This window comes from Gammaproteobacteria bacterium (genome assembly GCA_016199745.1).
GTDB lineage: Bacteria > Pseudomonadota > Gammaproteobacteria > Acidiferrobacterales > Sulfurifustaceae > JACQFZ01.
Window position 1 is genome coordinate 48,067 of record JACQFZ010000022.1, and the last position, 23,144, is coordinate 71,210.

Here is a 23,144-nt window from a genome sequence, read left to right on the forward strand (position 1 = left end):
GTTATGATCACCCCTCTCCCCCGACCCCTCTCCCGCAAGGGGAGAGGGGAGTTTCGGATCGCCGTCTTATTCAATGAATTAGCGGACGTGACATTAGTGAGGAAGTAAAAATGATCAAGCACATCGTCATGTGGCGTTTAAAAGAATCGGCGCAGGGAAATGACAAGGCCACGAACGCGAAACTCATCAAAGAGAAACTGGAAGCGTTGCACGGCAAGATTCCGGGCATGCTCAAGTTGGAAGTCGGTATCGATTTCTCGGCCACCGATATGAGCGGCGACGTCGTGCTTTACTCTGAGTTCGCGTCACGCCAAGCACTGGCGGATTATCAAGCGCACCCGGCGCACAAAGCGGTGATGCCATTCGTCGCCGAAGTCCGCCGAGAGCGGCACGTGGTCGACTATGAGGTCTAGATAAGAACCCCGTTTTCCGGATTGCCAGTTCCGCGCTAATCCTCGATCATTCGCCGTATGCGCAATCCGTCCTTGCTTGTGCGCCTCGCGCGCGTCGTGCTGTTGCCGTTCGCGTTGTTGTCGGAACGCTTGGGCAACCGCTTCTATATAGGCTTGGCTATCGTCGTTATCGCCGTCGCGCTCTATAGCGTCAGCGGCGGTCATGCCGGCGGCATGAAGCATCAGGCGTACGACCTGATCATGAAGAACCGCTTTCGGTTGCCGCCGGCGGATCCCGATCTGGTCTTGATCGACATCGACGAAGCGAGCATGGCGGCGATGGCGCCGGAGTACGGTCGCTGGCCGTGGCCGCGTAGTGTGATGGCCGAGCTGGTCGAAGGGTTGGAGCGCCATAAGCCGGCGGCAATCGTGTTCGATATCGCCTTCAGCGATCTCGATGTCGATCACCCCGAGGCCGATCGCTACTTTCGTGACGTCATCGCCGAGCATCCGCAAACGTTCTCCGCCATGATCCGATTGAATCCGGACAACGATCGACTCAGCGAGCTCAAATTGTCGCGCTTGCCCGGTGCCGTCCCCTTGAGTCCGAATGCGCCGCAGGATGCAACGGTTGCCGCTGTCGTGCCGTATTTTTTAGACGTGCTCAACGATCGTCGCTTGGGTACGAACACGCTCTATACCGACGACGACGGCATTGCCCGTAAGTATCATGTCTATCGCGATGCTTACGGCTGGCGGTTGTTTTCGTTGCCGGCGAATGTGGTCGCGGCGCTCGGCGGCGAATTGCCGGAGCGTTCCGACATTCTGCTGAATTGGCGCGGTCGGCCGTTGTCGTATAAAACAGTTTCGTTTTATACGCTCTATACCGACTTACAAAAACAGCAGGGCGCGGCGGCGAGCAGCGACTTTACCGGCAAGATCATTGTCATCGGTTCGACCGCGCCGTCGCTGTTCGATATCAAGCCGACACCGGTTTCGCAAACCCATCCCGGCGTCGAGATCCTGCTCACGGCCATCGACAATCTCAAGAACGGCGATTACCTCACCGAATTGCCGCAAGGCATTTACCTGCTGATCACCATCATTGCCCTAGTCGCGTTAGCAATCGCCTTTCTCTACAACGTCGATCCGGTTTGGTTGTATACGTTGTTCACGATGATGCAGACGGCGTTCCTCGGCGTGGCGTACTTGTTTCTCAACTACAGCACTTGGTTCGTCGACCTGACCGTGCCGTTCACTGCCGCTGTGGCGTACTTTTTCTTCGCTCGTTTTTATTACCGGGCGATGTTGTGGCGTCGTAACGGTCACCCGTTATTTTCCGCCGCGCTCGATCCGGGGAAAACCTGCCAGTCGTTATTGGTGACCTGCCGTTTTACCGGCACCGACACAGCGGCGCAGCGCCGTGCCGCCAATGTCTTGCAACGCGAAGCCGGGTTGACGCATTACGGGGTCGTTGCTGCCCGGCCGTTTGCAGCGGCGCCGCTGCTCAACAATCTGCATGCGGATACGATGTTGTTCTATTGGCTGGTCGAGCCGGCGCAGACGCGTGCGGCACTGATCGATTTGCAGCGGATGTTGCTGCGCAGCTTCAGCAAGTTGCAAGCGCAGGGATTAACAACGGCGGCGCAGCTCGTATTACATGGTTTTCATTTCACCGTCGACACCGACGGCCGCTGGCGCCAGACCGGCAAGGCAGCGGTGGTGCAAGGCTTGGCGCTATCGACGCAGTCGAGTCGCCATCCCCTTACAACGACCCCGGAGTTTGCCGAGCTCTGGGCCAGTTGCGGCGATCTGTCCGTTCCCGAGTTATTACAAAACGCTGGCTGGTGTACACCGACGTTGGGTTAGAATGCGTCGATGAATCGGTTACGACATTATTTCGTTATCGCTGCGCTGCTGCTAGCGGCAGGCGTGACCATCGCGTCGGTGCACGCGGCCACGTCAACGCCGAAAGCGACCGCTACCACGAAGATGGCACCGACGCCGGGAACGACGCGGCGCGAGACCGAGTTCAAAGACAAACCTGCTATCGATGCTAAGACCCTCAAGCGGTTGCCGGCCAATGCGCCGCTCACCATCATCGACCGCAGCGGCGGTTGGTACAAAGTGCTGAGCGCCGGTCGCCCGGGCTGGGTCAGACTGCTGCACGTCAGCAGCCAACCGGCGCATGGCGGCAACGCCCAAGATCTCGAAGCGGTCGCGAAGCTGGCCACCGGCCGTGCCGGCAGCGGCAATATCGTTTCCACCACCGGCATTCGCGGCTTGAATGAAGAGCAATTACGCACGGCGCAACCAAATCCCGAAGAGCTGAAGAAGCTCGAGAGTTACACCGCCAGCAAGGAGCAGGCGGCCGACTACGCACGCAAGCAGCGCTTGGCACGACACGATGTGCCGTATCTGCCGGAGTCGCCATGAAACACTGGCTGCGTGTCGTTGTCGCAATTCTCGGATTGACGCAGATCGCCGGTGCGTCCGCCGACAATCTGCGCTCGAAGCTGCTCGAAAAAATTCCGAGCTCCAAGCAATTGCTGTTGGCACTGACGCCGGAGGACGAAGTACGCGTCGGCGAACAGATTGCCGCCAATCTACTCGGCGTGGCGCCGCTCGTTAACGACGAACCACTGCAGCGTTACGTGAACACGGTCGGCCGTTGGCTCGCATCGCAAAGCGAGCGTCCGGATTTGCCGTGGCGCTTCGGCGTCATCGAATCGGCCGACGTCAACGCCTTCGCCGCGCCCGGCGGTCACGTGCTGATCACGCGCGGCCTCTATGCCAGCTTGAGCGACGAAGCCGAGCTCGCCGGCGTGTTAGCACACGAGATCGCCCACATCACCGAGCGCCATCACATCGATCTGATGCGCAAGACCGTATTGCTGGAAGAAAGCCGCGACGCGATCGAGAAGCAAACGAAGGGTAATAAAGAGGAATTGCTGAAGCGCTTGGTCGGCAACGGCGCCGAGATCTTCGCCCGCGGCTTGGACAAGAAGGCCGAGTTCGAGGCCGACCGCCATGCGATCGTGCTCAGCGCCCGCGCCGGCTACAACCCGTATGGCTTGCCGGCGGTACTGCAAAAGATCGGCAGCGTCGCCAACAGCGACGACCGCGTACAGTTGTTGTTCAAGACCCATCCGTTGCCGGAAGAACGGCTGCGCCAGCTCGACAGCGCCATGGGATCGGCGTTCTATCAATACGAGCGCCCGAATACGGGTGGTCGGCTTTATCCTCTGCGGTAGATTCGCTGGCTAAATTATCAGGCACGGCTGTCCTTCTCATTGACGAGCAGGGACAATTCTTTTTTCAATCGTGGGACGCCAAGGTTGGCTCATATTTATAATCGCTATCGCGAAATTCAAAACGATGGCAACGTAGTAGCCCGGATGGAGGCGCGAAGCGTCGTAATCCGGGAAAGACCGTTCCCGGATTACGCGTCGCTCCATCCGGGCGACAAGTTTTCGGGCAATTTCGAGTTTCGCGATAGCGACCTACTAATAACTTTTGCTGACCCTTTATGAACAAACCTATCGAAATCTACGTCAGCACCGATATCGAAGCCGACGGCCCGATCCCCGGACCGCATTCCATGCTGAGCTTCGCCTCGGTCGCCTACTTGGCCGACAAGACCGAGCTGCAAACCTTTAGCGCTAATCTAGAGACGCTGCCCGGCGCAACGGTCGATCCGCGCACCGCCGAGTGGTGGAAAAATTTCCCCGAGGCGTGGGCCGCGTGCCGTAAAGATACGCGGTCGCCGGAAGTGGTGATGCCGGAATATTTGAAGTGGCTGCAAGCGTTGCCCGGTACACCGATCTTCCTCGGCTGGCCGGCCAACTGGGACTTCATGTGGATCTATTGGTACCTGGTTCGCTTCACCGGCGAACGCCCGTTCCGCGAGAACGCGCTCGACGTGCGTTCGTACGCCATGGGCATGCGCAAATCGACCTTCCGCCAAACCTCACGCACGTATTTGCCGAAGCGCTGGTTCGACGAACGCCCGCATACGCATGTCGCGCTCGACGATGCACTGGAGCAGGGCACATTGTTCTGCAATATGTATGCGGAGAACCTGCGCGGCTCCGGTCCGGAAGGCTAAGCCGGAATCAATGCGGCGCTCAGTGCGCCGCCGCGGCCTTACCCCACACCTGCTCGAGTCGCTGATCGCGTCCGCAGCGGTAGCGGTAGTACTTATACCGCAGCGGATTTTTCTGATAGTAACTCTGGTGATAGTCCTCGGCAGCGTAGAACTCGCGCGCCGGCAGAATCGCGGTGACGACGCTGCGACCGAGCGTCTTCTCGATGTCCGCTTTCGATGCCTCGGCCATCCGTTTCTGCTCATCGTCGCCATAAAAAATCACCGCGCGATAGGAATCCCCGTGATCGCAAAATTGGCCGCCGCTGTCGAGCGGATCGATGTTGTGCCAATACACATCGAGTAGTTGGCGATAACTAATCTTGGCGGGATCGAAAGCGATCTGTATCGACTCCTGATGTCCGCTACCGCCGGCGGAAACTTCTTGGTAAGTCGGGTTCGGTTTTTGTCCACCGGTGTAGCCGACGGTGGTCGATGCCACGCCGGCAAGTTTGTCGAACGGTGGTTGCATACACCAGAAGCAACCACCGGCGAAAATAGCGATAGCAGGTGTCTTGGTACTGCCGTTGGATGACTCGGTAGCTACCGCCGCCAACGCGAACAACCCGCCGATAGCAATAATGATGAAACGAATAATGGTTCGCATAACAATCCCCTCCACAAATTTGGGCGGCGTGCGTTATGACCATCGTGTGCGATTTTGGTTGCGCCGTACGCTGCTGGCAAGTGGAGAAAATAGCCGACGCCGATATGGCTGATTGCTGTGACGTGGGCGGAATCGACCTGGTTTGCCCGATAGAATTATCGCCGCGTAACGGAACAACCGCCAGCCGAGTTCTTTGCGGCATACATGGCGTGATCCGCATGCTTTAACAATTCACTACGATTTTGCGCATCGACCGGGTAGACGGCGTTGCCGACGCTGATGCTCATCGTAATCTCGCTGCCATCGATTAGATAAGATTCCGCCAGACGCGCTCGTACTTTGCGCTCGACCGCGACCACGCTCTCCTGGCCGTCGATCTCCGGCAGCATCACGATAAATTCGTCGCCGCCATAACGGCAGGCGGTGTCGGATCGTCGAAGACACGTGGCTAGGCGATCCGCCACTTGCCGCAAAATAGTGTCGCCGGTGCTGTGGCCCATGCGGTCATTGATACTTTTGAAGCGATCGATGTCGAAGAACAGTAAGACCACCTGTTTATTTTGTCGTATGGCCTGCGTCATCGCCTGACTCAGTCGGTCCCACAGCAATCGGCGATTGGGTAGACCGGTGAGCTCATCGTGATAAGCCGAGTGCCATGCGCATGCCTCTTTACGGGCGAGCGATTTTGCTTCTTGGCGCAGACGAAGGTTGGTTTCAGTCAGCAGGTTAATATCGTGATTGGCGGCAACCAATTTCTGTTGCGCAATGACGAGCGCGGGCAGTAGTTCCGCCGGCTCCCAGAAGGTTGCCTGCAGCGTTGGCGTAATTAGGGTTGTTCCCTTGGGTTGTGCTGCCATCATGTTGCTCCTTTAATTAATCGCGGGTGTTTGCTGTTTGTGCCGCCGTAGTACTCTCCCTTAAGTACACCCCCCTAGTTAATTAGGTAGATAACGTATCGGTCCGATTTAAGCGCGTCTGTACGTTTACGCACATAGGGTTTTACGAATGGCGGCAGTGGCGTCGGCTTAACTCTGGCGCCGTGTTTTGGTCGAACGGTTATGTATGCAATCGCACATAAGGCGCGTATCGTGTGGCCGTCATTCCTCTAGTACGTTGGTCGCGTACCCGGAAGCGTTAGCATCGGAGAGCATCGCTCATGCCAACCTCTCGCCCCGAACAGAATCAGCTTCTTGCCAATCTGTCGCCGGTCGAATTCAATCGACTTCGTCCGCACTTGGATTTGACGTCGATGCCGCTTGGTAGCGTCGTCTACGAAGCGGGTTCGCAAATGTCGTCCGTTTATTTCCCGACCGACTGTATCGTTTCGCTGCTCTACGTCATGAAAGACGGAGCGTCGGCGGAAATCGCCGTGGTCGGTTATGAAGGATTGGTGGGTATCTCGTTGTTCATGGGTGGCGAGAGCACGCCCAGCCGGGCGCTGGTGCAAAGCGCCGGCCACGCGTTCCGCTTGAGGTCGGAGGCGCTGAAAGAGGAGTTCGCTCGCGGCGGTAGGTTGCAACATCTGTTGTTGCGTTACACGCAGGCACTGATCACGCAGATGGCACAGACCGCGGTTTGCAATCGGCATCACTCCGTGGAGCAGCAGCTCTGTCGCTGGCTGTTGTTGAGCCTCGATCGATTGCGTTCCAACGAACTGACCATGACGCAGGAACTGATCGCCAATATGCTCGGCGTTCGCCGCGAGGGCGTCACCGAAGCGGCCGGCAAACTGCAAACGGCTGGATTAATTCACTACATGCGGGGTCACATCACCGTGACTGATCGACCCGGTCTCGAGGCGAAGGTGTGTGAATGCTATGCGGTGGTCAAGAAAGAGTCTGATCGGCTGATCCCGTCAAATTTTCTTGAGGCCATTAGCGAGCATTGATCGGGTTTTGGAATTAAGGTATCGATGCCGGCAATTGCGCGTATAGTGAAAGCTCGTCCTCACACTCAAGATTCGACATTAGGATTGTGGCGCGATCGTTCCTTGTGCCGTCTGTTGGGTCCTCCTACGTTACTGGAGCGCACCCATGCAATCTGTACGCCGTCCCAATCGCCTGCTCGCGGCCCTGCCGTTAAAGGACTATCAACGCGTCGTTGAGCGTTGCCAGCCAGTTCAACTTACGTTTGCCGACGTACTGTGCGAGTCCGGTGACCGGATCGAGTACGTTTATTTTGTTGGCCGCGGTCTGGTTTCGTTGCTGACGCCGGTGGACAGTCGCTTGCACATCGAAGTCGGCATCGTCGGCCGTGAAGGCATGGCCGGGATACCGCTGATGTTGGGCGCCACTTTTTCGCCGGTGCGCATGTTGGTGCAAGGTGCCGGCACCGCCTTGCGCATGCCGGCGGCATCGTTTCGTTCGGAAATAAAACGTAGCCCGGCATTGCAGCGTCAACTAAACCGCTATCTCTGCACGCTCATGGTCCAAGTCGCGCAGACGGCGGCGTGCAATAGCTTGCACTTGGTGGGTCCGCGTCTCGCCCGCTGGTTGTTGATGACGCAAGATCGCGTCGAGTCAAATGAGTTCTATCTCACGCAGGAATTTTTGGTGCCGATGCTCGGCGTCCAGCGGGCCGGCATCAACAAGGCGGCCCATTCTCTGCAACGACAGAAGTTGATTCGTTATAGCCGCGGCAACATCACCATCATCAATCGTCGTGGTCTGGAACGTGCTTCCTGCAGTTGTTATCAGGCCGTGATCGATCGTACCGCCGCCTGAAACGCGAACATGTCGTGCTATGTGCGTTACCACACCGACGGCGCCCGGCGGGTCGTTTAACATTCGGTTGCCGGCAAGGTTACCGATTCTTCCGTTAGATGTTTGATGCTGCCGCGTATCTCCCACGGGTTGTCGCCAGGAGCGAGTCCATGAACCTAAACTTATTTAAATATCATCCCGAATCCAAGCAGCAGGCACCCGCGGCAGCGCCGAAGATAAATAACGTTAACGGCGCCCGTCAGCAGGAAGAAGAGAAAGAAGAAGTTGCCGATGCGCTGCGTCGCCAAGACGGCGAAAGCAATTCAGTCGTACCGACGAGTTTGCCGGAGTAGGTCGCGCCACGAGCACGCGGCGTCCGTCTTCGGTAATGCATCGTCGGCCTATTCATACGTCAGGAGTATCGCTATATAAAGCTTAAGATGTAACGGCAGTATTGCCCCGCAGCCGTCTGCGGAGGTGGTGTGTTACTTTCGACCATCTCAGTGAAGGGGGCATCCCATCCTGGCGAAAGAACTCCCGCTTCGCGGGATGACACCGCACTAATCGGAGCTTGCTAAACGACGAGATGGACCCGGTGCCCGTCACTGGGTTTAAACTTATGTCCGTTGGATTGACGGTCAAGCGACTGTTGATCGCCCATACCGATCAATAGGTTTACGCTGTAAGGAAGTCCGCGTCGTACCGACCAAGCCACATCGCCGATCATTCTCTGCAAACGTGAGGTGGACCATGCTCTCCTTTATGAAGAAGACCGCCATGCCCAAGCCCAATGACGCGCCGCCCGGAAGAACCGAGGCGATGCCGGTGCCCGATCGGCACTACGTGAACGGCCATCCACTGAAGCCGCCGTTCGCCGCCGGCCTGGAGACGGCGATGTTCGGCCTCGGTTGTTTCTGGGGCGCCGAGCGCAAGTTCTGGCAATTACCAGGCGTGTACACCACCGCTGTTGGTTATGCCGGCGGTTATACACCGAACGCGACCTATCACGAAGTCTGCAGCGGCATGACCGGTCATAACGAAGTGGTGTTGGTCGTGTTCGATCCGAAGGTCGTGAGCTACGCCGATCTCTTGAAGGTATTTTGGGAATCGCACGATCCAACGCAGGGCATGTGCCAAGGCAACGACGTCGGTACGCAATATCGGTCGGGTATTTACCTCTACAACGATGCCCAGAAGCAACTGGCGAATGCCGCCCGTACTGCGTTTGAGCAACGGCTGAACAGCGCTGGCTTCGGGCGCATTACCACCGAGATTATCGATGCGCCGGAGTTTTATTACGCCGAGGAGTATCACCAGCAATATCTCGCCAAGAATCCCGACGGCTACTGCGGTCTCGGCGGTACCGGCGTTACCTGTCCGGTGGGCATCATCGATACCTAAGTCGACAGCGAGCGCGCAGCAGGGTGCTGCGCGCTTACTTGCGATTTTCGATGAAAGCCACGCATGCAGCGGGCGGCTTGTTGTTCGCGGGCTTGCAGGGTCCGCGCCATTCAATTCCATTTAGCTTACCCAGTTGTTGTCTTGATCGTGTGACCGGCGCACGGTGCAACCTCGTGCAAATTGAGATAACTTTCGCGGCGTCATCGCGCTGGCGTTTAGCGCTGGCTTATCCAACGGACGAACGAAGAACACGAGGAATTTCTATGGCCAAAACCCCGCTGTTGTCTGCCCTGAAGAAATTATTTGCCGATCATCGTACGGCACGTAGTCTCGGTATCGAGGTCGAGCAGTTGCAGGAGTTGCGGCGCCAGGCGCGTGCCGTGCAGACCGAGACGCGGCGTGACTTTCTGCGCTACAGCGTTGTCGGTGCCGTCGCGCTGACGTTGCCGTTGGCGCGGCCGAGCTTCGCCAAAACCGCGCCACGTATTGCCATCGTCGGTGCTGGCATTGCCGGTTTGACGTGCGCGTACGAACTGCGTCGTCGCGGCATTCAGGCGACAGTCTATGAGGCGTCCGATCGCGTAGGTGGCCGTATGTTTTCCAGCCGCGCCGACACGTGGGATGGCAACCAGGTGAGCGAGTGGGGTGGTGAGTTGATCGATTCCGATCACACGACGATTCGATCGCTCACGAAGCGTTTCAATCTACCGCTCGATAATCTGCTCGATGCGCAGCCGAAAGGTTCGGATGAGGTCTATCATTTCTTTGGCCGCTACTATTCGAAGAAAGACGCCGATCGGGATTTCTCGCAGATCTTTGCAGCGCTGACCGACGATACCAAAACGGCGGGTGACGTGAGTTGGGATTCGTTTACGCCGGCGTCACAAGCACTGGATCGCATGACCGTGCACGAGTGGATCGACTCGCGTGTAGCCGGTAGACATAGCTCGCCGCTCGGTCAGTTGCTCGATGTGGCTTACGCTATCGAGTACGGCGCTGACACCATCGATCAATCGGCGCTCAATTTGATTTATTTGCTAGGCTCGCAACCGGACGCAAGCGGCAAGAGCTTGTCGGTCTTCGGCGAATCCGACGAGCGTTTCCACATCCGCGGCGGTAACGATCAACTGCCAAAGGCGATCGCGAAGGCTCTCGGCGAGCAGACGGTGCGCCACAACATGGCGCTGAAGAGCGTCAGCAAAACCGGCAATACCTATCGTTTGGCATTCGATGGCGCGAACGACGTTGAAACAGATTTCGTCGTATTGGCGTTGCCGTTCACCGTGTTGCGCGAGCTTGATTTTGCGCAAGCCGATTTCGACGAGCGCAAAGTGCAGGCGATTCGCGAGCTCGGCGCCGGTCATAGTGCCAAGCTGCAATTGCAGTTCAGTCAGCGTTTGTGGCGCGGCCGCGGCCCCTGGCCCGGTCGCGGCAACGGTTCGAGTTACGCCGACACCGGTTATCAAGCGACTTGGGAAGTGACGCGAGCGCAGCCCGGAAAGAACGGCATTCTCACGTTTTTCCTCGGTGGCAAGCCGGTCGATGCGATGGTAACCGATACACCGTTCGGCACAGCACGCCAACCGCAGGTGGTTACCGACGCCGAACGTACGTTGAAGCAAGCGGAGATCGTATTTCCCGGGTTGACCGCGCTTTGGAGCGGTAAGGCGACGCAGTCGTTGTGGCACTTGAATCCGCTGGCGCGTTGCTCGTATGCGTATTATCGCGCCGGGCAGTACACGCAATTCGGCGGTTACGAGAAGGTGCGCCAAGGCGGCGTGCTGTTCTGCGGCGAGCATACCTCGGGCGACTTTCAGGGATACATGGAAGGCGGTGCGTCCGAAGGCAAGCGCGCTGCTGCCGAGCTGGCAAAGCTATTGCGTAGTGGTATGCCGAAAGCCGCGTAAATCAATTTGGTACTGTCATATCGGCGCGGACGCGATCTTCGCATCCGCGCTGTTTTTTTGCGCTTGCATCTACATTTGTTCCCTCGAATAATGCCCCGCAATTTCCAATCGTCGTTCATTGATGCCATGAAAAAAATCGAACACGCTCTCGAAATCTTGATGTTCAACAGTCGCTGGTTATTGGCGCCGTTTTATATCGGCCTGGTCGTCGGCATCGGTATGTTGCTGGTGAAGTTCGTGCAAGAATTTTTCCATATTGTGCCGCACTTATTCAGCAGCAGCGAAAGCGATCTCATTCTGTCGGTACTGACGTTGGTCGATATGTCGCTGGTGGCGAATTTATTATTGATGATCATTTTCAGCGGTTACGAGAACTTCGTTTCGAAGATCAATACCGGTGATCACGAAGATCGTCCGGCCTGGATGGGCAAGGTCGATTTCTCCGGCCTCAAGGTGAAATTGATCGCCTCGATCGTTGCAATTTCGGCGATCGAGTTGTTGAAGACGTTCGTGAAAGTCGAAGGACTCGAGCCGGAACAGTTGTCCTGGAGCGGGCCGATCGCCTGGAAGGTGTTGATCCACGTCGTGCTGATTGTCTCCGGCGTATTGTTCACGGTCATGGACCGCATTGCCGAAGGTACATCGCATGGCAAGAAGCAAAACGACCACTAGTCGCTATGCCTAAGCGCCGCCGTCGAATCCTCTTCTGGTTCGCGGCGGCGTTTTTGTTTTTGGGGATAGCCGATTGCACGAAACGCGAGTCGCCGGAGGCGCGCGTGCGTTCGTTATTGGAGCAGGCTGAGCAGGCGGCCGAGAAGAAGGATCTTGCCGCGTTGCGCGGCTATATTTCAGAACGTTATCGCGATGACGACGGCAACGATCGGCGCGCGATCGAGGGTGTGTTGCGGTTTTATTTTTTGCGGCAACAAACGATTCATCTTTATACGCGTATCGACGAGGTGACGTTGCCGCAACCAGGGCAGGCGCAGGTGGTGTTGTTTGTCGGCATGGCGGGGCGGCCGGTGGCGAGTGCCGAAGAGTTGGCGCGGCTCGAGGCGGACCTTTTTCGGTTCGATTTTGAGTTGGCGGAGGAAGAGGGTGAGTGGCGCGTGCTGCGGGCGAAGTGGCGGCGGGGGGAGGTGGGGGATTTTGTTCGGTAGGTTGAATCGCCCCGTAGGGGCGATTCAACTCCTACAACAACATCGACAACAACGTCGCAATCCCCAAGAACGACGAGAAGCCAACCACATCCGTAACCGTCGTCAGCAAAATCGACGATGCCTGTGCCGGATCCTGACCGAGACGAGTGAGTATGATCGGAATTAACGCACCGGTTAGACCCGCAGTGGAAAGCGACAGCACCATGGCGATGCCCATCACCAACGCCAAACCGTACGAGCGGCTCCAGAGATAAACGGCGGCGCTTGTCGTCACGGCTATCGCCAAGCCGTTCAATAGTGCGACGTTGATTTCCTTGAAGACCACCTTCGGCCAATGACGCACGCCGATTTCGCGTAGCGCCAAGCCGCGCATCGTCACTGCTAGTGCTTGCGCGCCGGTGTTGCCGGCTTGGCCGGCGACGACCGGCATCAGCACTGCTAGGGCGGTGAATTTAGCGATGGTGTCTTCGAATAGACCGACGACCGAGGCGGCGATGAATGCGGTTAGCAAATTGATGTGCAGCCACGGCAAGCGCTTGCCGACCGAAAACGTGACGCCCGACAACGCGCGCTCGTCTTTGCTGACACCGACCATGGTTTGAATGTCGAGGCTGGCCTCTTCTTGCAGGGCGGTTACCAACGCCGATTGATGAATCATGCCGATCAGGCGACCGGCGAAGTCGACCACGGGTAGGCCGGCGAGTTTGTACTGTTCCAGTTTTTCGACGACTTCTTCGCGCGGTGCGGTGTCGGTTACGGCCGCCAACACCGGTTTAGCAATCGACTGCAATTTTTGTCGCGGGTCGGCTAACGCCACGTCGTGAATTTCGACGCGGCCGCTGAGTAAACCGTCGTCGTCGATCAACAGCAGCTCGCCGCGGGCGTGTGACTTCAACGCGCGTAATCGATTCAGCGCCTCGCGCGCGGTCATGTCGCCGCGGAACGGCAGGATGTGCGGGTTCATTAAGCGGCCGGCGGTATCTATTGGATACTGCAACATCGATCGCAATTCGGTGGCGACGCGCGTGTCGAGGATCGCCAGGTAGTGCGCGCGCTTGTCGACATCCTGGCGGTTGAGCAGCGCCGTAGCCGCGGTCGGTTCGAGGCCGGTGAGCAGATGGCGCGCGGTGGCATCCGGAAGTTGCGCGAACAGGGCGTCGGCGACGTCGGCCACCAAGTGCGGCCAGATCGACACGGTGACGGTTGCCGGTTGTGCCGTCAGCACTTCGGCGGCGGCACGCGTCGGCATCGCCTCTAAGTGCTTGGCGGCTTCGGTCGGATGACCGAGCAGGAAGCGGCGGTTGAGCGCAACGATGGCGGAAACGGCGCTAGTGCTCATGGCGGTTGCGAACGTTGAAGAAGGAGATGGCAGCGCGGATGACACTGGCGACACCGAACCAGTACGTGTTGACGACGGTATTGAGCGTGTCGCCAACCAGTTGCGGTGTCGATGTCGACGATTGCTGCGCGCAAGCGCGCACCAGCGCGCCGTACGGCAACGCGCCGATGAAACGGCCGTGGTGATCGACCACCGCCAGCGCGTGAAAATCGCGCCATGCCGGATGATCCTGCGCCGCCGACAACGGCGCGCGTGCGGACAGCGTCGGTGCCGGTTGTTTCATGACTTCGGCGATCGGCGTCTTGTTGGGCACACGCACGACATCGGCCAACCGAGCAATGCCCTGCAGGCGTTGATCGATGTTGACGACATAAAAATAATCGCCGAGGTCGTGATGCGCGCGGCGTAAGCGCTCCAAGGCTTCTTTGACGGTGGCATCGGGCGGCAATGCCGGTGCGCGCGAATCGATCCAGGCGCCGACGGTGTCGTCGGGATAGCTCAGCAGTAAGCGCAGCGTCAGCGCAATACCGGCGGGCAACTGGGCGAGTAAGCGTTCGCGCGCTTCATCCGGTAAATGTCGTAGCAGATCGGCGCCGGCCTGCGGCGCGAACCGCCGCAATAGCACGATCACCAATCGCGGTTTCAGATTTTCCAGACAGCGCGCGGCGTGTGCCGGCAACAAGTGCTTCAAGATATCGATCGCCAGTTGGCCGGAAATCGAATTGAGCAGCGCGGCGCAATTGGCCGGTGGTACGTGCTCGAGCACGCGCGCTGCCTCGGCCGGATGGGCTTCGAGGAAGGCGCGTGTCAGGCCGTTGACCTTAGCCATTCGGGTCGTTGCCCATCAGCAGCACGGTCGGTTGTTCGCTGAAAAATTTGGCGGGCAATGTAACGCGACCCTCGGCGGTTTCGAGGATGACGGCCGTCGGCGTGAGCGCGAGGATCCGGCCTTCGTAGTTGGCGATACGAATTCGTTGACCGACACGGTAGAGCGTGCGCACCGACTGGCCGCTGATGAGATTGGCGACGAAAGTCTTGCTGCCTAAGCTCACCGCCAAGGCGACGCCGCCGAGGAAAGTCCCGAGTACCACCGACGCCAAGATGACGAGGAAGGTGGTGTTGACGCCGATCTGCTCGGCACCGATGACGACGGCGGTGACGAGAATGACGAGTTGGGCAAGGCGGCCGAGCAGTAGCCGTTGATGTTCCTCGAGCGGAGCGGTGGCGATGACGACATCGCGCGCTAGCGTGCTGACCAGAAAGCCGGCAAGGACGATAAGCGCACCGACGAACAGCGTCGGCAAGTAGAACACGACGCGGTTGACCCAGGCGGTAAAAGCATCGAGCTCGAGCACTTGCGTCGCCAGCGCCAGGAAGAACAGGATCGTCGCCCAGAAGACGATGCTGCCGAGCGCGCGACCCCACGTCGGTGTCAGCGATGTTCCGGGTGGCAACGGGCGTTTAACCAGTTGCAGGATCGCATGCTCCAGCAAATTGACCAGACGTACCGCACCGCCGCTCAATAAGCGGGCGACGATCCATCCAAGCATTAACAGACCGAGACCACCGAGAATGTTTGGCAGGTAGTCGATGGTGGGCGCGAACCAATACAAAAAGTCGCTGACGAGGGTGTGAATCCAATTAACCATGTCGTTCATTGTTGTCTCGCAGCGGCAACCCCGGGCTGCCGGTTAAATACGCTAACTCTGTTTGACCAAGTACATTTTTTCCAAGGTAATTTTTCCTTCTTTCGCCAACTGTACCGCATGCTGTGTTAGATCAGTCATGCCTTCGAGGTTAGCTTGCTCGCGAATTTCCGACGCTGGTCGGCCGCCATCGATCATCCGGCGGATTTCCGGTGCGACGCGCAACGTCATAGGCCAGCGCTTTGTAAGTATATGCCGCGCACAACCGAGCAGAGATCCGTCGGCCGAGGATGAAGTGCACTACGGTGCGACGATTTTGAGAACGCGACCGCCGCTGTGGTCGGCGACGTAAAGTTCGAGCTCGTCGTCTTGACCAAAGCTGCTGATGTTAGGGAGGGTAGTGATGCCGAGCTTGCCGGCGATCTTGTCGGTCAGCGACGGACCGATGAGTTCTTGCTGCCGTGTCACCTTATGACCGTCGTAACGCAGACCGGCGAGGCGTTTGCTCACATAATCGCCGTACAAATAGGTGCCGCACAGTCCGGGCACGGCGCGACCGCGATAGACAAAACCGCCGGTGATGGAAAAGCCGAACTCGCTGTAGTGGTATGTATGGATCGGTGGTTTTAGCCCGGTGGCATCGCATTTCGGGTTCACGCCGGGCGTGCAGATGTCACCTTCCATGATGTTCCAGCCGTAATTACCGCCTTTATCGATGACGTCGATTTCTTCGCGCGCGCTTTGACCGACGTCGGCCAGGTACAACCAGCCGTTGCCGGCGTCGAACGAAAAGCGCCACGGATTGCGCAGGCCGAGCGCCCAAATCTCCGGACGATAAGCGGCTTGGCCGCGAAACGGATTATCCGTCGGAATGGCGTAGGGCTTGCCGGGATCGGTGCGATCGACGTCGATACGCAGGAGTTTGCCGAGCAGCGCGTTTTTCTTTTGGCCGTTGCCGTGCGGATCGTTGGCCGAGCCGCCGTCGCCCATGCCGATATAAAGCATGCCATCGGGACCGAAGGCGAGTTGCCCGCCGTTGTGGTTGGCGTACGGCTGCTCGATTTCCAGCAACACCTGCTCGCTGGTGGCGTCGGCACGGCCGTCAGCGCCGCGTTGCAACCGCGAGACATGCGTCACCAGCTTGCCGCCAACGCGCGCGGTGTAGTCGATAAACAGTGCGCCGTTAGCGCGGTAACGCGGATGAAACGCGACGCTGAACAGACCCTTTTCACCGCCGCTCTCGACGTTGGACGACAAGTCGAGAAACGGCGTGGCTTGTAGATGGCCGTTGTCGATTACCCGGATCGTCCCGGCTTGCTCGACGACGTAAAGCCGATGGCTGCCGTCGCCGCTGCCGGTGATGTGCACGGGTTGGTGCAGACCGGTTGCTATCTCCTTGAGCGCAATACTGGGAATGACAGCGTTAGCGACCGGTTCCGGGCAGGCGCTGGCCGCCATGGCCGCGGTCGGCGTCAACAACACTAGAGCGATCCACCAATAGCGTGACATGACGGTCTTATAACGTAGTGGGCGCCGCGAATAAACCACGAGCGGGTCGGAACTTCTCCGGTGTTATTCCCGTCATTGTAGGAATGACGTTAAGTAACGCGTTTGGCGGTTCTGTTGGCTTGTCAGCGCCCGGATGGGCAAGTACCATGCCGGTTTCTCCGGTTTTACCTCAGCAGGTCAAGCCTTTATGTTTCATGGCAGTTTAGTGGCGCTCGTAACGCCGATGCGGGAAGACGGTTCGCTTGATCGCGCGGCGCTCAAGCGGTTGGTGGATTTTCATATCGAGCAAGGCACCGATGCGATCGTGCCAGCCGGCACCACCGGCGAATCGCCGACGCTCGATATGGAAGAACATTGCGAAGTGATTCGGTTGGTCGTCGACTATGTCGCCGATCGCGTGCCGGTGATCGCTGGCACTGGCGCGAATTCCACCGCCGAGGCACTTGAGCTCACTCGCTGTGCCGAGAAGGCCGGCGCCGACGCTTGCTTGCTCGTGACCCCGTATTACAACAAGCCGACCCAAGAAGGTTTGTACCGGCATCACAAGCTTATCGCCGAGGCAGTGCCGATCCCGCAGATCCTTTATAACGTCCCCGGTCGCACCGCCGTCGACATGCTACCCGAGACCGTCGAACGGCTCGCGGCCATACCTAATATAGTGGGTATCAAAGAGGCGACCGGTAACCTGGATCGCAGCCGCGAAATCCTGCGTCGTTGCGGCGACAAGCTGGATGTCTATTCCGGCGACGACGCGACCGCGCTTGACCTGATTCTGCTCGGCGCCAAGGGCGATATTTCGGTGACGGCCAACGTCGCGCCGCGCCTGATGCATGAGATGTGTGCTGCCGCTCGCGCCGGTAACGAAGCGCAGGCACGCGCCATTAACGAACGGCTTATGGGACTGCACAACGGACTGTTCGTCGAATCTAATCCAATCCCCGTGAAGTGGGCCCTGCAGGAAATGGGTTTGATTGAAGGCGGTATCCGCCTTCCACTCACATCGCTGTCGGAGAAGCACCATGAAAGGGTGCGGTCGGCGATGCGCACCGCGGGTGTCATTGCCTAACGAGGTATACCGGTGAAACATTCTTTTCTTAAAGTCAGCGCGTGCTTGTTAGCGGCGCTGTTGGCGAGTGGCTGCGAAACGATCAACGAAAAGCGCCACATCGATTACGGCAACACGCAAACGTTGCCGCCGCTCGACGTTCCACCCGGTATGTCCGGCCCGGACCAATCGACTGGCGCTAATGCCGCGACTTATTCTAACTATGCCGGCGATCAGAAAACGACGGCGCCAGCGGCCGACGCCACGGTGTTGCCGCAATACCCCGAAGTAAAGCTCGGCCGCGAAGGGCAGACTCGTTTCTTGATCGTGCAAGCGAAACCGGAACAGTTATGGGATTCGGTGCGCGAATTTGTTCTGCAAAGCGGTCTGCTGATTGAGGCGGAAGACCAAACGGCTGGCACGATCGAAACCGAATGGGCCGAGAGCCGCGACTTGCTGGTCAAGAGCAGTTTGACGAATAACATTGCGAAGTTTTTCTCGAGTCTGACGTCGAGCAGCATGCGCGATAAATATCGGCTGCGTTTGGAGCACGGCCTGACGCCGGGTACGACCGAGATCTATGTCAGCCAGCGTGGCCTGGAGCAAGATGTGCAAGGCACCGGCCGCGGTGCCTCGGCAAAAGAAGTGTATTGGCATTCGCGCCCGAACGACCCGGCGTTGGAAGCGCAGTTGTTGCAACATCTGGCAGCGCACATCGCCGGCGGCATGGAAAAGCCAGCGACCAAAGCAGTGACGGCCGCCATCAAAGCCGAGGTGCCGCCGCCGAACGCGAGTCTCGGACACGACAATAACGGAGCGCCGTTGCTGACGTTGCAAGACAGCCTCGATCGCGCTTGGCGTCGCGTCGGTCTGTCGTTGGATCGCGTTGGCTTTACCGTTGAGGATCGCGACCGCTCGAAGGGCGTGTATTACGTGCGCTACATCGATCCCGACACGCAGACCAAGAAGGGTTGGTTCTCGGGATGGCTCGGATCGGAAGAGCCAGCGAAGAATCAATACCAGGTTCATTTGCAGCCGATAGAAACCGGCACGACGGTCGCCGTGCTGAATAAGGACGGTGCGCCGGAGGCGACCAAGATCGGCGAGCGTATTTTGAGCCTGCTGCAAGAGCAGCTTAAGTAGTGCCGCGATTAAGGATCCACGTGAGGAACTCGATTCTCACTCGCCGTTGCCGGGGAATGGGGACAGTTAAAGTACGGCCGATGGTTCATGAGGAGTTAGCGCATGACCTCGGGTGATCACAAAGTCGCAAAGACCGCTTCGATCGACCAGCCACCGTTGTTGTGTCTACCCGCTAGCCGCGCGCTATCGGCGTTTCGGCGCGAACGGTTGCTCGCTGAATTGCAAAAACGGGTACCGGCGCTAACCGGCGTCGAAGCGCGTTACTGGCATTTCGTCTTGCTGCGCGAGACCTTGGATACGGCCGAGAATGCCGTGCTCAATCGCTTGCTGCGTTATGGCCCGCAGTCGCAAGCGGTCGAGTTCGCTGCTACCGGCGAATTGTTGTTGGTAGTGCCGCGGGTCGGCACGATCTCGCCGTGGTCGAGCAAAGCGACTGATATTGCCCGACGCTGCGGCCTTACCAAGATCGATCGTCTCGAGCGCGGCATCGCTTGGCATGTTACCCACGAGCAGGGCGTGGCGCTGAGTAGCGACGAGCGCGAGCGCATCGCCGCGTTGTTGCACGACCGCATGACCGAGACAGTGTTCGTCGAAGTCGACCAGGTGGCGGCGCTGTTCGAGCGATCGGCGCCGACACCGTTGGCATTGGTCGATTTGCTCGGTAACGGCCGCACGGCGTTGGAAGCCGCCGACCAGCAACTCGGCTTGGCCTTAGCGCCGGACGAAATCGATTATCTGCTCGATTACTACGCGCGCCTCAAACGCAATCCGACCGACGTCGAGCTCATGATGTTCGCGCAGGCGAACTCGGAGCATTGCCGACACAAGATTTTCAATGCCGACTGGGTGATCGACGGCAAGCGCCAGACGCATTCGCTGTTCGGCATGATTCGCGAGACCCATGCGCAAAATCCGAAAGGCACGTTGTCGGCGTACAAGGACAACGCCGCCGTTATCGAAGGCGGGCGCATCGGCCGTTTCTTCGCCGATCCGTCGACCGGCGAGTACGGCTATCACGAGGATGACACGCACATCCTGCTGAAGGTCGAGACGCATAATCACCCGACGGCGATTTCGCCGTTCCCGGGTGCCGCTACCGGTTCCGGCGGCGAGATCCGCGACGAAGGTGCGACCGGCCGCGGCGCCAAGCCGAAGGCGGGGCTCGCCGGGTTCTCGGTGTCCAATTTGCGTCTGCCCGGTGCCGTGCGGCCGTGGGAGGGTGACAACGGCAAGCCGGAACGTATCGCCTCGGCGCTATCGATCATGCTCGAAGGCCCGATCGGTGGAGCGTCGTTCAACAACGAATTCGGCCGACCGAACCTAGCGGGTTACTTCCGTACGTTCGAAGAAACCGTCGCCGGCGAAGTGCGTGGTTACCACAAGCCGATCATGATCGCCGGCGGTCTCGGCAACATCCGCGGTGACCACGTCGAGAAATTATCGATCCCAGCGGGTGCCAAGATCGTCGTGCTGGGCGGTCCGTCGATGTTGATCGGTCTCGGCGGCGGTGCCGCGTCGAGTGTCGCCACCGGCACGAGCGCCGCCGATCTCGATTTTGCCTCGGTGCAGCGCTCGAACGCGGAAATGCAACGACGTTGCCAGGAAGTCATCGACCAGTGCTGGGCGCTCGGCGACGAAAATCCGATTCTGTCGATCCACGACGTCGGCGCCGGCGGTTTGTCGAACGCCGTACCGGAGATCGTGCACGGCAGCGACCGCGGCGGTCGCTTCGAGCTACGCGCAATCCCGAACGATCAGCCGGGTATGTCGCCGATGCAAGTCTGGTGCAACGAATCGCAGGAGCGCTACGTGCTCGCGATCGTTGCCGATCAGATCGAGGCGTTCGTGCGTTTGTGCGAGCGCGAGCGTTGCCCGTACGCCGTTATCGGCGAGGCCACTGCCGAGACGCATCTGCTGGTGCATGACAGTTATTTCGACAACGACATGGACGCGTCGCCCGAGTCGGAACGGCGCGCGCGGCCGATCGACGTCGACCTCGGCGTTATTCTCGGCAAGCCGCCGCGCATGAAGCGCGAGGTGAAGCGTACTAAGCGTAAGCTCGTCGGATTCAACACCAAAGAGATCGACGTCAAAGATGCGGTCTATCGCCTGTTGCGTCTACCGACCGTGGCCGACAAGACCTTTCTCATTAGCATCGGCGATCGCAGCGTCGGCGGTCTTACCGCGCGCGATCAGATGGTCGGTCCGTGGCAGGTGCCGGTCGCCGATGTCGCGGTGACGGCGAGCGGTTATCAAAGTTACAGCGGCGAAGCCATGGCTATGGGCGAGCGCACACCGATCGCGTTGATCGATGCGGCCGCTAGCGGCCGCATGGCGATCGGCGAAGCGTTAACGAACATCGCCGCCGCCCGTATCCGGGCGTTGCCCGAGGTGAAGCTATCGGCCAATTGGATGGCGGCCGCCGGCCACCCGGGCGAAGATGCGGCGCTATACGACACCGTGCGCGCAGTAGCACTTGAGCTGTGTCCGGCGCTCGGCATTGCGATTCCGGTCGGCAAAGATTCGATGTCGATGAAGACGGTGTGGCAAGAAGGCGCGGAGCAACGCGCCGTCACCGCGCCGCTGTCGCTCATTATCTCGGCGTTCGCGCCGGTGACGGATGTACGCAAGACGCTGACGCCGCAACTACGGACCGATAAGGGTGCGACCGATTTGATTCTGGTCGATCTCGGCAAAGGCCAGAATCGCCTCGGTGGCTCGGCGCTGGCGCAGGTTTATCGCCAAATCGGCGATGAAGCGCCGGATGTCGACGATCCGCGCACGCTGCGCTTGTTCTTCCATGTGATCCAGGCATTGAACGAGCTCGGCTTCGCGTTGGCGTACCACGATCGCTCCGACGGCGGCTTGTTCACGACGATTTGCGAAATGGCATTCGCCGGCCACACCGGTGTCAGCATCGATCTCACGGCGCTCGGGCGCGATCCGGTGGCGGCGCTGTTCAGCGAAGAATTGGGTGCAGTGTTGCAAGTGCCGCGCGCGCGTCGCGACGGTATTCTCGGCGCCTTGAAGAAGGCCGGACTCGGGCGCCAATCGTTCATCATCGGTTCGGTCAGCGACGACGACCTCGTCAGCTTCCGCCACAACGGCAAAGATATTTTTTACGATTCGCGCGTGAACTTGCACCGCGCCTGGTCCGAGACCAGCTATCACTTGCAGCGGCTGCGCGACAATCCGCAATGCGCGCAAGAGGAATACGATCGGTTGCTCGACAACAAAGACCCGGGATTATCGGCCGATCTGACGTTCGATCCGAGCGAAAAAGTTGCCGCGCCTTTCATCGGTCGCGGTGCGCGGCCGCGTATGGCGATCCTGCGCGAGCAGGGCGTCAACGGCCAATTGGAAATGGCGGCGGCGTTCGAGCGCGTCGGCTTTAGCGCGGTCGACGTGACCATGAGCGACATCATCGACGGCCGCATCGGCTTGCAAGATTTCAAGGGTTTCGTTGCCTGCGGCGGTTTCTCGTACGGCGATGTGCTCGGCGCCGGCGAGGGTTGGGCCAAATCGATTTTGTTCAACGCGCGTGCGCGCGACGAGTTTGGCGCGTTCTTCCAACGCAGCGACACGTTCGCGCTCGGCGTGTGCAACGGTTGTCAGATGATGTCGAACTTGCGCGAGCTGATCCCGGGCTCAGAGCAATGGCCGCACTTCGTGCGCAATTTGTCCGAGCAGTTCGAAGCGCGCGTCTGCCGCGTGCAGATTCCGAATAATCCATCGCTATTTTTCCGTGGCATGACCGGCTCGATGTTGCCGATCGCGGTGGCGCACGGCGAGGGTCGCGCCGAATTCCGCTCGGAAGAGCAGATGCAACGGCTGATCCTCGATCGGCAAGTGGCGTTGTGTTACGTCGACAACCGCGGCGATCTGGCGGCGAGCTATCCCTACAATCCGAACGGCTCGCCACACGGCATCACCGGCGTGACCACGGCGGACGGCCGCTTCACCATCCTCATGCCGCATCCGGAACGCGTGTTCCGCACCGTGGCGAATTCCTGGCACCCGGACGAATGGGGCGAAGACGGCCCGTGGCTGCGTATGTTCCGCAATGCGCGCGTATGGGTCGGGTAGGCGTTCTGAATTCGTTGGCGCTACCTTAACGATTTTCAAGTAACGCCCCATTGCCTCTTATTC

Annotated in this window: 22 protein-coding genes; 15 read left to right on the forward strand and 7 right to left on the reverse strand. The window is 59.1% G+C overall.

Going from position 1 to position 23,144, the window contains the following annotated elements; all coding sequences use genetic code 11:
* Positions 1 to 110 precede the first annotated feature (110 nt).
* From HY308_05165 to HY308_05185, 5 genes are all read left to right on the forward strand, one after another.
* The gene (locus HY308_05165; GenBank protein MBI3897672.1) at positions 111 to 413 is read left to right on the forward strand and encodes a Dabb family protein; all 303 of its coding nucleotides are present in this window, start codon (positions 111 to 113) and stop codon (positions 411 to 413) included.
* Positions 414 to 470: 57 nt separating this feature from the next.
* Complete coding sequence (locus HY308_05170) at positions 471 to 2,261, forward strand: CHASE2 domain-containing protein (GenBank protein MBI3897673.1); 1,791 nt, start codon at positions 471 to 473, stop codon at positions 2,259 to 2,261.
* 9 nt (positions 2,262 to 2,270) lie between these two features.
* The gene (locus HY308_05175; GenBank protein ID MBI3897674.1) at positions 2,271 to 2,828 is read left to right on the forward strand and encodes an SH3 domain-containing protein; all 558 of its coding nucleotides are present in this window, start codon (positions 2,271 to 2,273) and stop codon (positions 2,826 to 2,828) included.
* Positions 2,825 to 3,646, forward strand: coding sequence for a M48 family metalloprotease (locus HY308_05180; protein ID MBI3897675.1), 822 nt, complete (start codon positions 2,825 to 2,827; stop codon positions 3,644 to 3,646). Before HY308_05175 ends, HY308_05180 begins: the two co-directional genes overlap by 4 nt.
* Before the next feature lie 275 nt (positions 3,647 to 3,921).
* Positions 3,922 to 4,500 (forward strand): exonuclease, encoded by a 579-nt coding sequence (locus HY308_05185; GenBank protein ID MBI3897676.1) that lies wholly within the window; start codon positions 3,922 to 3,924, stop codon positions 4,498 to 4,500.
* 19 nt (positions 4,501 to 4,519) lie between these two features.
* Here HY308_05185 and msrA (HY308_05190) read toward each other — a convergent pair whose 3' ends face one another.
* Together msrA (HY308_05190) and HY308_05195 are read right to left on the reverse strand one after the other, a co-directional pair.
* Positions 4,520 to 5,143, reverse strand: coding sequence for a peptide-methionine (S)-S-oxide reductase MsrA (gene msrA, locus HY308_05190; GenBank protein MBI3897677.1), 624 nt, complete (start codon positions 5,141 to 5,143; stop codon positions 4,520 to 4,522).
* Positions 5,144 to 5,298: 155 nt separating this feature from the next.
* Complete coding sequence (locus HY308_05195; protein ID MBI3897678.1) at positions 5,299 to 6,003, reverse strand: GGDEF domain-containing protein; 705 nt, start codon at positions 6,001 to 6,003, stop codon at positions 5,299 to 5,301.
* 296 nt (positions 6,004 to 6,299) lie between these two features.
* Here HY308_05195 and HY308_05200 point away from each other — a divergent pair, with 296 nt between their 5' ends.
* From HY308_05200 to HY308_05230, 7 genes are all read left to right on the forward strand, one after another.
* Positions 6,300 to 7,031, forward strand: coding sequence for a Crp/Fnr family transcriptional regulator (locus HY308_05200; protein ID MBI3897679.1), 732 nt, complete (start codon positions 6,300 to 6,302; stop codon positions 7,029 to 7,031).
* 145 nt (positions 7,032 to 7,176) lie between these two features.
* Complete coding sequence (locus tag HY308_05205; GenBank protein MBI3897680.1) at positions 7,177 to 7,866, forward strand: Crp/Fnr family transcriptional regulator; 690 nt, start codon at positions 7,177 to 7,179, stop codon at positions 7,864 to 7,866.
* A 149-nt stretch (positions 7,867 to 8,015) separates the two neighbouring features.
* On the forward strand, positions 8,016 to 8,198 hold the full coding sequence (locus HY308_05210; protein ID MBI3897681.1) for a hypothetical protein: 183 nt from the start codon (positions 8,016 to 8,018) through the stop codon (positions 8,196 to 8,198).
* A 397-nt stretch (positions 8,199 to 8,595) separates the two neighbouring features.
* Positions 8,596 to 9,246: a peptide-methionine (S)-S-oxide reductase MsrA gene (gene msrA / locus HY308_05215; GenBank protein ID MBI3897682.1), complete on the forward strand. Its 651-nt coding sequence runs from the start codon at positions 8,596 to 8,598 to the stop codon at positions 9,244 to 9,246.
* A gap of 263 nt (positions 9,247 to 9,509) precedes the next feature.
* Positions 9,510 to 11,153 (forward strand): FAD-dependent oxidoreductase, encoded by a 1,644-nt coding sequence (locus HY308_05220; protein ID MBI3897683.1) that lies wholly within the window; start codon positions 9,510 to 9,512, stop codon positions 11,151 to 11,153.
* Between the two features lie 126 nt (positions 11,154 to 11,279).
* Positions 11,280 to 11,825, forward strand: coding sequence for a TIGR00645 family protein (locus HY308_05225; GenBank protein ID MBI3897684.1), 546 nt, complete (start codon positions 11,280 to 11,282; stop codon positions 11,823 to 11,825).
* 5 nt (positions 11,826 to 11,830) lie between these two features.
* On the forward strand, positions 11,831 to 12,313 hold the full coding sequence (locus HY308_05230; GenBank protein MBI3897685.1) for a hypothetical protein: 483 nt from the start codon (positions 11,831 to 11,833) through the stop codon (positions 12,311 to 12,313).
* Between the two features lie 31 nt (positions 12,314 to 12,344).
* Here the strand turns inward: HY308_05230 and HY308_05235 are convergent, their stop codons facing one another.
* The 5 genes from HY308_05235 to HY308_05255 all read right to left on the reverse strand — a co-directional run bounded on the left by HY308_05235 (position 12,345) and on the right by HY308_05255 (position 16,756).
* The gene (locus HY308_05235; protein ID MBI3897686.1) at positions 12,345 to 13,652 is read right to left on the reverse strand and encodes a magnesium transporter; all 1,308 of its coding nucleotides are present in this window, start codon (positions 13,650 to 13,652) and stop codon (positions 12,345 to 12,347) included.
* Positions 13,642 to 14,481 carry a magnesium transporter gene (locus HY308_05240; GenBank protein ID MBI3897687.1) on the reverse strand — a complete coding sequence of 280 codons (840 nt, stop codon included), beginning with the start codon at positions 14,479 to 14,481 and terminating at the stop codon, positions 13,642 to 13,644. Before HY308_05240 ends, HY308_05235 begins: the two co-directional genes overlap by 11 nt.
* Positions 14,474 to 15,310 (reverse strand): mechanosensitive ion channel, encoded by an 837-nt coding sequence (locus HY308_05245; GenBank protein ID MBI3897688.1) that lies wholly within the window; start codon positions 15,308 to 15,310, stop codon positions 14,474 to 14,476. The genes HY308_05240 and HY308_05245 overlap by 8 nt, the downstream gene beginning before the upstream one ends.
* 42 nt (positions 15,311 to 15,352) lie before the next feature.
* A complete protein-coding gene (locus HY308_05250) occupies positions 15,353 to 15,529 on the reverse strand; it encodes a hypothetical protein (GenBank protein ID MBI3897689.1) in 177 nt (58 codons plus the stop codon).
* A gap of 69 nt (positions 15,530 to 15,598) precedes the next feature.
* Positions 15,599 to 16,756: a PQQ-dependent sugar dehydrogenase gene (locus tag HY308_05255; protein ID MBI3897690.1), complete on the reverse strand. Its 1,158-nt coding sequence runs from the start codon at positions 16,754 to 16,756 to the stop codon at positions 15,599 to 15,601.
* A gap of 238 nt (positions 16,757 to 16,994) precedes the next feature.
* On the opposite strand from HY308_05255, the gene HY308_05260 reads away from it, so the two are divergent.
* The 3 genes from HY308_05260 (at position 16,995) to purL (ending at position 23,081) form a co-directional block, all read left to right on the forward strand.
* Complete coding sequence (locus HY308_05260; GenBank protein ID MBI3897691.1) at positions 16,995 to 17,873, forward strand: 4-hydroxy-tetrahydrodipicolinate synthase; 879 nt, start codon at positions 16,995 to 16,997, stop codon at positions 17,871 to 17,873.
* A 12-nt stretch (positions 17,874 to 17,885) separates the two neighbouring features.
* Positions 17,886 to 18,995: an outer membrane protein assembly factor BamC gene (gene bamC / locus HY308_05265; protein ID MBI3897692.1), complete on the forward strand. Its 1,110-nt coding sequence runs from the start codon at positions 17,886 to 17,888 to the stop codon at positions 18,993 to 18,995.
* A 156-nt stretch (positions 18,996 to 19,151) separates the two neighbouring features.
* A complete protein-coding gene (purL, locus tag HY308_05270) occupies positions 19,152 to 23,081 on the forward strand; it encodes a phosphoribosylformylglycinamidine synthase (GenBank protein ID MBI3897693.1) in 3,930 nt (1,309 codons plus the stop codon).
* Positions 23,082 to 23,144: the final 63 nt, after the last annotated feature.